12 protein-coding genes and 1 pseudogene are annotated in these 12,138 nt (G+C 43.5%); 8 read left to right on the top strand and 5 right to left on the bottom strand.

The features are described 5' to 3' along the window. Nucleotides 1-57: 57 nt before the first annotated feature. Together V7K40_RS01730 and rsmI are read right to left on the bottom strand one after the other, a co-directional pair. On the bottom strand, nucleotides 58-339 hold the full coding sequence (locus V7K40_RS01730; RefSeq protein WP_334956142.1) for a GlsB/YeaQ/YmgE family stress response membrane protein: 282 nt from the start codon (nucleotides 337-339) through the stop codon (nucleotides 58-60). Nucleotides 340-798: 459 nt separating this feature from the next. Beyond that, nucleotides 799-1,659, bottom strand: coding sequence for a 16S rRNA (cytidine(1402)-2'-O)-methyltransferase (gene rsmI, locus V7K40_RS01725; RefSeq protein WP_334956140.1), 861 nt, complete (start codon nucleotides 1,657-1,659; stop codon nucleotides 799-801). Nucleotides 1,660-1,747: 88 nt separating this feature from the next. Here rsmI and V7K40_RS01720 point away from each other — a divergent pair, with 88 nt between their 5' ends. The 8 genes from V7K40_RS01720 to V7K40_RS01685 all read left to right on the top strand — a co-directional run bounded on the left by V7K40_RS01720 (nucleotide 1,748) and on the right by V7K40_RS01685 (nucleotide 10,131). Next, nucleotides 1,748-2,644, top strand: a complete 897-nt coding sequence (locus V7K40_RS01720) for a sugar kinase (RefSeq protein ID WP_334956138.1) — start codon at nucleotides 1,748-1,750, stop codon at nucleotides 2,642-2,644. An 89-nt stretch (nucleotides 2,645-2,733) separates the two neighbouring features. Then, nucleotides 2,734-3,036: a hypothetical protein gene (locus V7K40_RS01715; RefSeq protein WP_334956136.1), complete on the top strand. Its 303-nt coding sequence runs from the start codon at nucleotides 2,734-2,736 to the stop codon at nucleotides 3,034-3,036. Further along, nucleotides 2,999-3,859, top strand: a complete 861-nt coding sequence (locus tag V7K40_RS01710) for a 3'(2'),5'-bisphosphate nucleotidase CysQ (RefSeq protein WP_334956134.1) — start codon at nucleotides 2,999-3,001, stop codon at nucleotides 3,857-3,859. The genes V7K40_RS01715 and V7K40_RS01710 overlap by 38 nt, the downstream gene beginning before the upstream one ends. 392 nt (nucleotides 3,860-4,251) lie before the next feature. Next, nucleotides 4,252-4,563, top strand: coding sequence for an RNA-binding protein (locus V7K40_RS01705; protein ID WP_334956132.1), 312 nt, complete (start codon nucleotides 4,252-4,254; stop codon nucleotides 4,561-4,563). Nucleotides 4,564-5,267: 704 nt separating this feature from the next. Continuing rightward, the gene (locus V7K40_RS01700) at nucleotides 5,268-5,414 is read left to right on the top strand and encodes a hypothetical protein (RefSeq protein ID WP_334956130.1); all 147 of its coding nucleotides are present in this window, start codon (nucleotides 5,268-5,270) and stop codon (nucleotides 5,412-5,414) included. Nucleotides 5,415-5,450: 36 nt separating this feature from the next. Further along, nucleotides 5,451-6,515, top strand: coding sequence for an alpha/beta hydrolase (locus V7K40_RS01695; protein ID WP_334956128.1), 1,065 nt, complete (start codon nucleotides 5,451-5,453; stop codon nucleotides 6,513-6,515). Between the two features lie 232 nt (nucleotides 6,516-6,747). Beyond that, a complete protein-coding gene (locus V7K40_RS01690) occupies nucleotides 6,748-8,865 on the top strand; it encodes a catalase (RefSeq protein ID WP_334956126.1) in 2,118 nt (705 codons plus the stop codon). Nucleotides 8,866-9,411: 546 nt separating this feature from the next. Next, nucleotides 9,412-10,131, top strand: coding sequence for a hypothetical protein (locus tag V7K40_RS01685; RefSeq protein WP_334956124.1), 720 nt, complete (start codon nucleotides 9,412-9,414; stop codon nucleotides 10,129-10,131). Between the two features lie 195 nt (nucleotides 10,132-10,326). On the opposite strand, the gene V7K40_RS01680 is transcribed toward V7K40_RS01685, so the two are convergent. The 3 genes and pseudogenes from V7K40_RS01680 to V7K40_RS01670 all read right to left on the bottom strand — a co-directional run. Next, a complete protein-coding gene (locus V7K40_RS01680; protein WP_334956122.1) occupies nucleotides 10,327-11,214 on the bottom strand; it encodes a hypothetical protein in 888 nt (295 codons plus the stop codon). Between the two features lie 49 nt (nucleotides 11,215-11,263). After that, nucleotides 11,264-11,773, bottom strand: coding sequence for a hypothetical protein (locus V7K40_RS01675; protein ID WP_334956120.1), 510 nt, complete (start codon nucleotides 11,771-11,773; stop codon nucleotides 11,264-11,266). A gap of 270 nt (nucleotides 11,774-12,043) precedes the next feature. Further along, nucleotides 12,044-12,138 (bottom strand): annotated as a pseudogene (locus V7K40_RS01670) (photosystem II protein D1); the annotation flags it as partial.

Raw genomic sequence — 12,138 nt, 5'->3', positions numbered from 1 at the left:
CAACTAGAAGTGATTCCCAAGACTGTTTGCTAATTTGAGGTAATAGACATCAAGTAATTACACAGCTCGACGAGTAAATAAACCCCAAAGGAAAATCAGTAGCATCGCACCAAGAACAGCAAATAAAATGCTTCCAAGGGAAAAAGCTCCTACAGATGCAGCCGCTGCCGAACTACTTCCTAGCAAAGTTTGACCCAAATAACCTCCAACTATCGCTCCAAGGATTCCTAAGACAATAGTGGAGAGAATACCGCCACCTTGGGTTCCAGGATAAAATAACTTAGCTAATGCACCTGCAATTAAACCCAAAACCAGCCAAGCAATAATGTTAGTAATCATATAATTTTTCCTTCAGGAGAATGTGGTTTGTTTGCTCTTGACTATTCCATCTTAAAGTTTTTCGACAAATTTTATAATCTATCTAGAGAACTAATATTAAAAATCTTTAGATATCATTTGTATATTCACCAGGTAGTCTTTGAGGATGAATATATAACTTAGTAACTTAGTAACAATAATGTATTTGGTATAGTAGTCATGCTTTCTTTACTTTAACTGATACTTTCTTTACTTTAACTATATAATCCAAGTATTGGTTGCTTTGTAATCGTTGATTCAGGTGATGCCTGCGGTTTTTGCTAGCCTACACACATGAAAATCTGACTAGAAGTTACTACAACCATAACTTCTAGTCGGTAGGATCTTAACCTTTGCAAATATTGGGATTTTCTCAAAGCGGTAAGTAGGCAGGCATAATGACATATGATATTTATTTACACTCATCCACCTATTAGCTGTTCAAGACTCAGAAGTAAGGACTATAGAAAGAGCTAGTTGATAGAGTTGGCGACGGGGAAGGAAAGTGGCTTTTGCTAACTGACGGCTAGCTTGCGATCGCGATATTCCCTGACTAATTAACTGTTTCAATTCGGCTTTCAATTGCTCTTGTGTCAGTTGGGGCTGACTGGGTGGAATTCCTGCCACTACTAATGTATATTCACCTTGGGGTTCTCGTTCGCTGTAGTAAGCGATCGCTTGAGCAATTGTCCCCCGCCAAAATTCCTCATACAATTTTGTTAACTCCCGCCCTAGCACGATTTGGCGATCACTTCCCCAAACGTCTGCTAAGTCTTGCAAAGTTTCTCGTAAGCGGTGGGGCGATTCGTAGAAAATCAATGTGCGAGATTCTGTTTGCAGAGATTCTAAATGTTCTTGTCTGTGTTGACTTTTCGCTGGCAGAAAGCCTTCAAAGACAAACCGATCCGTTGGTAATCCAGCTGCACTCAAAGCGGTAATTGCTGCACTAGCACCAGGAATAGGAACTACTGGAATTCCTGCCTCAATACAGGCTTTCACCAGTTCATATCCAGGATCGGAAATACCTGGCATCCCAGCATCACTCACAAGGGCGATCGCTTTATTGTTAACTAAATGCTCTAATAATTCTGAGATGCGGCTGGTACGATTATGTTCGTGGTAACTCACCTGTGGTGTTTTAACTTGAAAATGCTGTAGCAGTTTCCCTGTGTGACGCGTGTCTTCTGCCGCAATCATATCCACAGTTTGCAAAATTCGCACCGCCCGAAAGGTAATATCTTCCAGATTGCCAATTGGTGTGCCGACAATGTAAAGTGTTCCTGGTTTTGGATCGGTTTGCATGAGTAAGAGAGACGCGATTAATCGCGTCTGTACAAGAGTTAAGAGTTAAAAATAATAATTGATGCACCTATACGAAAATATATGATAAATGGATAATCTAAAATCCAAAATCCAAAATCCAAAATCGGCTCATGGTTTATTTGTAGGTTTAATAACCTTGGATTTGATTTACCTTGCTGAGTCTGCCCCTAAAAATAATCAGAAGATTGTTGCTACTGACTATACTGTAGCAGCAGGGGGCCCAGCTACAAACGCGGCTGTGACTTTCAATTATTTAGGAAATCAGGCTACAGTCTTGGGTGTAGTGGGTTCTCACCCCATGACGCAGCTAATTCGAGCTGATTTGGCAAATTATAAAGTTGCGATCGCAGACCTTGAGCCTAGCATTGATTTAGCACCGCCTGTCTCTTCGATCATTGTCACCCAAGACACGGGTGAACGAGCTGTAGTTTCCATCAATGCTGTCAAAACTCAAGCTAGCAGCGCATCTATCCCGCCAGATATTTTGCAAAATGTCGATATAGTACTCATTGATGGACATCAGATGGCAGTTAGTTATTCCATAGCCCAAATGGCTAAAGCCAAGAATATCCCTGTAGTAATTGATGGTGGTAGTTGGAAAGCAGGATTTGAGCAAGTTCTGCCATTTGTAGATTATGCCATTTGTTCGGCTAATTTTTATCCCCCCAATTGCCAGACTGAAGAGGAGGTTTTTGCCTATCTGGGCGGATTTTACATTCGTGACATCGCCATTACCCACGGACAAAAACCAATTGAATACTTAAGTTGCACTAAAACTGGTATCGTAGATGTGCCACAGGTGCAAGCGGTTGATACATTAGGGGCTGGAGATATTTTTCACGGAGCCTTTTGTAATTATATTTTAAGGGAAAGTTTTACTGATGCCCTGGCACTGGCAGCTAATATTGCTGCTGATTCGTGCAAATTTTTTGGTAGCCGACGCTGGATGGATTTAAAGGGCTGAGTAGTCGGTTTAGTACAGCATTTCATTAATTCGTAGCGAATTAAATTTGGTAATCCGTTGCAATGCCAATGTATGCCGATGCATTGTGAATGCGTCCCGATACAACGCCAATGCGTCGTCCGCATTGTAGAATGTGTCCCGATGCAACGTTAATGCGTTCCTCTGCATTGCGAATGCGTCCCGATACAATGCCAATGCATCCCGATGCAACGTTAATGCGTTCCTCTGCATTGCGAATGCGTCCCTTTACAATGCCAATGCATCCCGATGCAATGTTAATGCGTTCCTCTGCATTAAAAACACTACGCTTTTACGCAAAACTATATTTAGTAAAGTTATATCAGGTCAAATTTAATGAAAGACTTACAAGAAATATTAGCGATCGCTCGTGAGGTAGGTTGGGGAGCAGCAGATATCCTGCAATCTTATTACCACAGTACTGCAAAAGACCCTAACTTAGAAGTACAATATAAACAGGATGAGCCTGTTACCGTTGCTGATGTAGCAGTGAGTCAATACATTTTGCAGAGGCTACAAGCAACTTTGGGTAATGAAGATTTTGCTTACATCAGCGAAGAAACCTATCAATCGCCAAGTACGGGCGCACATCCTTCTCCCCCTTGGGTATGGATAATTGACCCTTTGGATGGCACACGAGACTTTATCAAAAAAACTGGGGACTATGCGGTTCACATTGCTTTAGTCAAGGAAACACGCCCAGTGTTAGCAGTGGTGGCAGTACCAGAGGCTCAAAAGTTATATTACGCGACAAAAGGTGGGGGTACATTTGTAGAAACCCGTGATCGATCTGTTCCTTTACAAGTGTCGTCAGGCAAACGAGTTGAGGATTTAACCTTAGTCGTTAGTCGCTCTCACCGCAACCAACGCTTAGATTACTTACTACAAAACTTACCCTGTCAAAACCAGAAAGCTGTGGGTAGTGTAGGCTGCAAAATCGCCACCATTGTCGAGCAACAGGCAGATATCTACATTTCACTTTCCGGTAAGTCTGCGCCTAAAGACTGGGATATAGCAGCACCAGAACTGATTTTAACAGAAGCTGGTGGTAAATTCACCCACTTCGACGGCACTGCATTGCAGTATAACACCGATGATATCAATCAATGGGGAGGCTTGCTGGCTAGTAACGGTGAATATCATCAGGTGCTGTGTAAGGAAGCAGAAAGGATTTTAGCGCAGTTGGAGCATAGCTAATGGGGCGAGGATGAATATTTTTTAATTTGCTTTTAAAACACTCAGTCATGGTATAATTAGCCCCACTACCGATAATAATCTTTACTCCTTAGTCCACAGCTTAATTTTCAAAACACTAAATAACTGGGCGATCGCTAGTTGATACCGATTTGCTATTAATAGTGTGACTTTATCTAGTACAAGCAACAAAAGCCCGTCGTTGGAAGGTCTGTAGACCTGTCCTAATGAGTTTTATTTGGCAATAAAATTCATTAGGAGACGATATTCAAAGGCTGAAGGCTGTGCTAAACTCATGGACATAAGGATTATTTTCGGTTGAGTAACTCCTTTTGATTTCTAAAAAGTGTCTCTCCGAATTTAACTCTCTACACTCCCTGAATTCGGAGATTTCTATGTCAATTTACGTCGGAAACCTGTCTTATCAGGTTACAGAAGAGGACCTGAAGCGGGCTTTTGCAGAATACGGAACAGTAAATCGTGTTCAACTACCCACAGATCGGGAAACAGGCCGGCCGCGTGGGTTCGCTTTTGTGGAAATGGAATCAGACACACAAGAACAAGCTGCCATTGATGCACTTGATGGTGCTGAGTGGATGGGACGTGATTTGAAAGTGAACAAAGCTAAACCTCGTGAGGAAAGAAGTAACTCCTCTCGTGGTAGCTGGGGTGGCGGTAATGCCCGTCGCAACAGTAATCGCTACTAAGTCGATTCTTGAAAATTTCACTTTTAGAGTCTCCAGCAGATAAAGTTAAAGGCTCCACTCTGCTGGAATATTTTATTTTGTATTTAGTCTTGATTAATTCATCCACATTAAAGAGGAATGAAAATGACACAAGTAGTTTTAGGCAAAAATGAAGGTATGCTAAAAGTTTAAACAGAATATAGTCAAGTATAATCAAAGGGGTTTAACTTGGGATGAAATTGTTTAACTAATAACAAGTGCAAGTAAATTTGCCTTTCGATTTGACATGCAGCCAGCATCTCTTCATCGTGGACATACCTCTGGTAAGCCACAAGTAATTAGACATACATAAATAAACAACATTGTTCATAGTAGTGCTGTATTTGTTTTTAGCCCTACTAGCCGTATATATTTTCAATTGCGTAAGGATTATTATACTAAATACGTATGTAATTATTTTCTAACATTTGAGAGAAATTAATAGCCAAGCAGCCGAAACAGAGCAAATACCATGTTGCTTCAATGCCAACGCTTTGGTTAACTCTTTTGTATTCATAATCACATCTGCATTTAGCAGTAGTTTATTCCAGTTGAATAACTTAGGTATTACTGACCAATGCTAGAGGCAGGATTGCTTCTAGCTTTTTAAGATTAATACTGATGAGGTACTTTTTAAAGGTTGAGTAAGTCTCTTCAATGCCATCCAGAAGTAAGCTTACTGCGAGATGAGCCACTTGTATCAGACGGGCAATGATGCAGTACTTCACATGATGTCAGTAGCGATGTCTACGACGGGCTATGACGCTCCTGCGTCGCTAACGCTACGCTATCGGCGTCGCCTGGAATTGGATAGAAAAACCAGTCAGACTTAAATTGTACTTCTGCTGTAGTACCTTTTTAAGGAGTTTATGAATCAAAAAATATCGAGAAGAGAGTTTGCCACGCTAGCAGGGTCAGGGGTGGTGGCGATCGCCTTAGGTAATCCACTTTTGGCAAAGTCAGCAGAGGCTGTATCCACACCTGATGCCCAGATGAAAGCCGTATTAGATGAATTTACCTCTTTTAACGCACCGCCCATTGAGAAATTGTCGCCCATGAATGCTCGCAACAACCCGACTGTGGCAGATGCAGTTATGGGCGTGCTTGCCAAACGTCGTAAACCTGCGGTGGAAATGGTCGGGGATGTCAACCATCAACTTATACCAGGACCGGGGGGCGATCTTCTAGCGCGCATTTATCTACCAAAGGGAAAGGGGCCCTTCCCTGTGCTAGTTTACTTCCACGGTGGCGGCTGGGTAATCGCCAATTTAGATACCTATGATTCATCGTGCCGCGCTTTGACTAATGCAGCTAACTGTATAGTTGTATCTGTCGCCTATCGCCAAGCCCCAGAACATAAGTTTCCCGCAGCGGCGGAAGATGCTTATGCTGCAACTCAATGGGTTATAACGAATGCTACCCGAATTAATGGCGACCCAAAGCAGGTTGCAGTCGGTGGCGAGAGCGCAGGTGGCAACTTGGCAGCTGTCACCTGCTTAATGGCACGTGACAGAGGTGGTAAGATGCCTGTACATCAGATGCTAATCTACCCTGTTACCAATTACGCCTTTGACACACCTTCCTACCAGGAGAATGCCAACGCCAAACCGCTCAACAAAGCGATGATGATATGGTTCTGGAGGCAATATCTAAACAGTGAATCTGATGGCAGTAATCCCTATGCTTCACCACTGCGAACAGAAAACCTGCGTGGTCTGCCACCTGCGACCGTGATTACAGCAGAAATTGATCCACTGCGTAGTGAAGGAGAAGCCTACGCCAAGCGTTTGCGTGAGGCGGGTTCCGCTGTAAAGGCAACCAACTATAACAGCGTGACTCATGAATTCTTTGGCACCGGAGCAGTAGTAGATAAGGCGAAGCAGGCGGTTAGGGAAGCAGCAGCTGGACTGCGCTCTGGATTTCTGGGTAAGTAATCCACTTAGCAACTAGCAAATGACACACGCGTAGCTTCTCTCCGTCTTCAGTCAGAGGTACCATTGTACTATCTTAGAGAAGATAGTAGAGTTGCTTTGAATGACTTACCTTAAAAGGGATGAGGAGCGGCAACGACCTATCCCGGCAAACTCATTTACCTGCTAAACAAAATTAATTAATTTGCGTAGCGTATTAATTCAACTGTTAAATAGCACTTCACACCACCTAAATATGACTGAACACAATCCGATCAACGAGCAAAGCAAGCAGAAGGATCTAGACTCTTCTCGTCAAGAAGCCGGGGAATATCTGACCACCAATCAGGGACTTCGGGTTAGCAACACAAATGATTCGCTCAAAGCTGGATCGCGTGGTCCCACATTGGTAGAAGACTTTCACTTCCGCGAGAAACTGGCACACTTTGACCGAGAGCGCATTCCAGAGCGGGTAGTTCATGCGCGAGGAGCAGGTGTTCATGGGTACTTCCAGCCTTATGAATCCCTGGCAGAGTATACAAAGGCAAAATTTCTCCAAGATCCCTCCGTTAAAACTCCGGTCTTCGTTCGATTTTCGACGGTTGCTGGGTTCCGGGGTTCAGCTGATACCGCCCGCGATGTACGTGGATTTGCTGTTAGGTTCTACACAGAAGATGGCAACTACGATATAGTCGGCAACAATATTCCGGTATTTTTTATCCAAGATGCGATTAAGTTTCCTGACTTGATTCATGCCGTGAAACCCGAACCGCACAACGAGATACCCCAAGCGGGAACCGCTCATGATAACTTCTGGGACTTTATCTCGTTGATGCCGGAATCAATGCACATGATTATGTGGATACTGTCCGATCGCACCCTTCCCAGAAGTTATCGCATGATGCAAGGGTTTGGTATTCACACTTTCCGCTTTGTCAACGAACAAGGCAAAGCAAGGTTTGTGAAATTTCACTGGAAGCCGATTCTGGGCGTTCATTCAATAGTGTGGGATGAGGCGCAGAAGGCAGGCGGAAAAGACCCTGATTTTCATCGCCGCGATTTAGGGGACGCGATCGAAATGGGCGATTATCCTGAATTTGAACTCGGTGTGCAGATTGTTGAGGAAGAGGACGAATTTAAATTTGATTTTGATATCCTTGATTCCACCAAGCTCATTCCCGAAGAACTGGTTCCTGTAAAGCCAATCGGCAAAATGGTACTCAACCGCAACCCAGATAACTACTTTGCCGAAACCGAACAAGTTGCTTTCCAACCTGCCAATATTGTACCGGGCATCGACTTCTCGGATGACCCACTGCTGCAAGGTCGGATCTTCTCCTACGCTGATACGCAAGTACACCGTTTAGGAAGCGCAAATTATACCGATCTACCAATTAACCGCCCCGTTTGTCCGTTCCATAATAACCAACGGGACGGCGTTATGCAGTACAACATTCCCACTTCAAAGGTGAACTACTATCCCAATTCCCTCGGTAATGGTTGCCCGATGACGGCTCCGGAAAATCTCGGCGGCTTTGTCAGCTATCAGGAGCGGATGGAAGGTAATAAAATCCGAGAACGCAGCCCTAGTTTCCAAGACCACTTCAGTCAGGCGACTTTATTCTGGAACAGTTTGTCTGATCCGGAGAAAGAACACTTGGTGAAAGCCGCACATTTTGAACTGGGCAAAGTGATGAACCCCGCCGTCAAAGAGCGGATGCTGGAGTTATTTAACTCTGTCGATCATCAGCTGGTAACCCGCGTTGCAGAAGGACTGGGCTTACCTGTTCCTAAAGAAGTCACACCGAATCACGGGCAAAAATCTCCGGCGCTCAGTATCCAAACTATGCTAGAGAAAATGCCAGAAAAAACGATTAAGAGTCGCAAGATTGCAATTCTAGCGGCGGATGGTGTAAATGCTCAGGAACTTAACACACTCCACCAAGCACTAATGCAAGAGGGCGCTCAGGCGAAAATCGTTGCGACTCATGACGGTAAAATCAAAGGCGATGATGGCCAGGAAATCCCAGTTGAGATGACCTTTGTCACAGCTGCTTCTGTGATGTTTGATGCGGTGTATGTACCTGGTGGAGCGCAGAGCATTAAGACGCTCAAGCAGGAGGGAGAAGCAATTAACTTCATTAACGAGGCATTCAAGCACTATAAAACAATCGCCGCGACTAGCGAAGGGGTTGAACTCCTATCGGTGGCTGATATTGCAGGCGTGAAGTTGTCGCAAGATGGTGCGCGCTCTGACAAGGGTGTGGTGACTTCTAGTGAATCTGACTTGAAGTCTGTAGCTGATGATTTTATCAGTGCGATCGCTCAACATCGCCATTGGATGAGATTTCAAAAGGAAATGGTGCCTGCATAGCCACTTGCTTGACTTTGTGAACGGTAACTAATCCTAAATGGGACAGAAGCAGGGTAAACCTAACTTCTGTCCTTTCCATTTTTACAGCCGACAATATATATTCTCATTAGAGAAGTTTATTGAGAGCAAGTCAAATAGCCGTGTGTTTACAGTAGTAGGACTTACGCAACGCCGATATTGTCATTGCGACCGAAACGGAGTGTAGGGAAGCAATCAAGGGCGTCAGGGGGGATTACTTCGCTATCGCTCGTAATGACGAAATTACGTTATTTTTGCGTAAGTCCTGAGTAGTTTTCATGTATTTGAACCACATCTGTCGTAGGGGCGCAAGGCCTTGCGCCCCTACCGCGTGGTCTATTTACCTGAAAATAGCTGTAATGCACCGCTGTGCGCCCCTATCTTCTACCTCATTCCACAAAGAAGCGCTATAGTTTGTTGAGTTCCATTTGCGGAACTCGCAGCAATATAAATTTATTCTTCCTCTATACCCATAAAGTATTGTAAATATCGTTAGTCTGCAATCCTTGGCTCTGGATTTTCAAGAAAATGTTACGACTTTATCATTTATTATTAGGTTCTATTTTGCTGGTGTTAATACCACTGGGAGCAAAATTTTTTCTTCCCCAATTTTCTCCACCCAAAGTGGTAAAACCCCCTGCCGTGGCAAAACTTCCCAACCCTAATGAAGGAAATATCTGGCAGAAAATCCTGGGAAATGCTGCTGCTCCAACTAACTGGCAAGTTGCTGCTTGTAAGGGAAATACGCCTTTGTTGTGTGTCTCCTCCAAAGAGGAACTTTTGGGTACAGTTGAGATTAACGTTTACCCATTAGCAAACAACGAGGATTTCCAAAAGAAACTTATAGCAGCTGGAATACCAGCTGGTTCCCAAGTGGATTACCAAAGTTCCAAATACCAAACCCAGGTATTATCAGCACTCAAGGCTTGGGTTGAAGATAACTACGCTGCTTTTGCGAAAGACCGTCAGGATAAATATGGAAAACAGATTACTTTCTTAGCTTACCCACCGCAACCAGTACCTGTTGGTAAGCTTCAGGGAATCCGCTATGGGTTTGCCGGACTTAAGCAAAAAGGTGGAGTACAAGAGCAACATATCAGTCATGTTGCCTTTGATGGCACTAAACTTTACGTAATTACCACTGCCTTTGACCCAGGTACGCAAACAGGTAAGTTTGAAAAACTGGAAAACTTGGCTATTTTTCAACCTTACTTATATGCGATCGCAGCAGATTTGCGTTTACCCTAATAGGCATGGGGCATGAGGCATTGGGCAATTCAATTTTGAATTTTGGATTGATGACAGCGCAGCGTAAAGCCTTCTCTATGAGAGGCTGCGCCAACGCTTAGTAGAGCGAGTCCGCGAACGTCTTTTAGATTAAATTTCAATCTAAAATCCAAAATCTAAAATCTAAAATTCCCACTCCCCAGTCCCCCAATCAACTTAAATTTCAGCCACCGCCCGTTCAATCAAGCGACGTGCTAAAGTTTGCGTGCCAGTATGTTCATAATAATTTGTTGCTACATCTAGGAACGCAGCGAGGTAGTCTAACTTGTCATCTGCAATATCGACAAAACTTTGCAAGTTGCCAACTACCTTTTGTGGCGTTAAATTATTGGCGCTGACAATATCACTCATCCAACCTTTAACTGAGTCAAAGCTTTCGCCGATAAAATTGAGTTTACTACCAGCATTCTCCCCTGGAATCACATCTTTGATGTTTTGAAAAGTCGAGTTTTTTTCTAACTCCTGTGGATTTGTTTGATTAAGCCCGGATATCGCTTTGCTGATGAAGTCTGGCCCCAAAGGTATCAAACCATCAACACAAACTAACGCCACCATGCGGATGAGTGACTCGCCACTATACTCTCCTAAAGAGGCGACAAAATCCCCAATACTGTCTCCAGGAATGCCGTTAATTTGACAAAAGGCTACCAACTCAGCGACTAGTTTCAATGTCAAATCGATGGTTTGGGCTTTATCAGGTTTGGGAGTGACAGAATTTAAAAAACCCAATAAAGGAATTTTTTCGCCAACTTTGTTAGCTAAAGCTGCTGCACCAAGTGCTTTATCTGTACCATCAACGGTTTGATATAGCCACAAAGCTGTTTGGTATCCTTGGGATTTGTCGTTGAATAGATAAATCGCTCTTTCACCAATTTGCTGAATTAAATCTTCGTCGTCTTCGCCAGTAACGGTCTTAATAGTATTGACAAAACCGACAGTATTTTGCCACTGACCAGGAGCAACAAAATCGAGAGAATTCAACATAGAAATGGTCAAGCCACTAGTTGGCAATTGATCAACCAACTCAAAAATCGATTTGCTCACAAAAATCTCCTTATTTAGGTTTTGTTATCTTTAATGTCGGTAATGCGGCTCATTTCAAGCTAGCTAGACGACTAAGATTAAACTTCTCTAGCCAATCTGCGCGATCGCTAGCTGTAAATGACGAATCGCGAGAAAGTGCTTTTACTTGGTACTTTCCTACCAAAATTGCAGTTTGCGTCTTACCAACTTCGACTGCGGGATAACCGCCAATTTTTTTGGTGCTTTTCGAGAACTTGGCTGCTGTACTTGGTGTACTGGTGGTATCAGAAATAGACAGCAACGCTACTTCTTTACCGCCTTTTTTCAACTTGGCTTCCGCAAAGCCTTTTTTCTCTTGGGTATAGACGCGCTGGTAGCCATCACCTGCATCAGGGAAAAGTTTATTAAATTCGCTACCCTGAGTTGCGGTCTTAGTCACCGCTTGACCCTTTCTTTGTTGAGTGCTTTCTTTTTGCACCTGATCAAAACGTCCAGGTACCTTTGCAGTACAGGCTGTTGTCAGTAGTAACACTGACAGCAACAAAGCAGCTACCACTTTCCGCCCACGGTGTAAAATCATTCTTGGCTTATCCTTATATCTTGAGCTTTGAGGCAATTATCTGCGCTGCTAGCAATTATTACCCGTAAAATTTACTTTTTGATCATTATTGCCTAAGTTCTGAACTATAGCGTTCTAGTTTTGGTGCAACACCAATCAATATTTTTGCACTTCAAAAAAGTGTCCAATGCGATGCTTAATGTCCCAATTAACCCAATGCAAAAACGCCCCCCTTTCGGGAGAGCGTCTTTTACTTATAGATAAGTGTGAAGAGCGGATATCAGATTATGATTAACCGTTGATAGCAGGAGCACTAAGAGCTACAGGAGCAAAATCACCTGCTGCCAAATCTAAGGGGAAGTTGTGAGCATTGCGCTCGTGCATTA

This window comes from Nostoc sp. (genome assembly GCF_036917195.1).
Classification (GTDB): Bacteria; Cyanobacteriota; Cyanobacteriia; order Cyanobacteriales; family Nostocaceae; genus Nostoc.
The sequence above is the reverse complement of the archived record's forward strand: the minus strand, read 5'-3'. Positions and strand labels throughout refer to the sequence as shown.

Coding starts and splice junctions, on each gene's coding strand:
- V7K40_RS01695 (WP_334956128.1), top strand. CDS start 5,451: ATGAATCAAAAAATATCGAGAAGAGAGTTTGCCACGCTAGCAGGGTCA.
- V7K40_RS01685 (WP_334956124.1), top strand. CDS start 9,412: ATGTTACGACTTTATCATTTATTATTAGGTTCTATTTTGCTGGTGTTA.
- V7K40_RS01700 (WP_334956130.1), top strand. CDS start 5,268: ATGAGCCACTTGTATCAGACGGGCAATGATGCAGTACTTCACATGATG.
- V7K40_RS01705 (WP_334956132.1), top strand. CDS start 4,252: ATGTCAATTTACGTCGGAAACCTGTCTTATCAGGTTACAGAAGAGGAC.
- V7K40_RS01675 (WP_334956120.1), bottom strand. CDS start 11,773: ATGATTTTACACCGTGGGCGGAAAGTGGTAGCTGCTTTGTTGCTGTCA.
- rsmI (WP_334956140.1), bottom strand. CDS start 1,659: ATGCAAACCGATCCAAAACCAGGAACACTTTACATTGTCGGCACACCA.
- V7K40_RS01710 (WP_334956134.1), top strand. CDS start 2,999: ATGAAAGACTTACAAGAAATATTAGCGATCGCTCGTGAGGTAGGTTGG.
- V7K40_RS01690 (WP_334956126.1), top strand. CDS start 6,748: ATGACTGAACACAATCCGATCAACGAGCAAAGCAAGCAGAAGGATCTA.
- V7K40_RS01720 (WP_334956138.1), top strand. CDS start 1,748: ATGGATAATCTAAAATCCAAAATCCAAAATCCAAAATCGGCTCATGGT.
- V7K40_RS01730 (WP_334956142.1), bottom strand. CDS start 339: ATGATTACTAACATTATTGCTTGGCTGGTTTTGGGTTTAATTGCAGGT.
- V7K40_RS01715 (WP_334956136.1), top strand. CDS start 2,734: ATGCGTCCCGATACAACGCCAATGCGTCGTCCGCATTGTAGAATGTGT.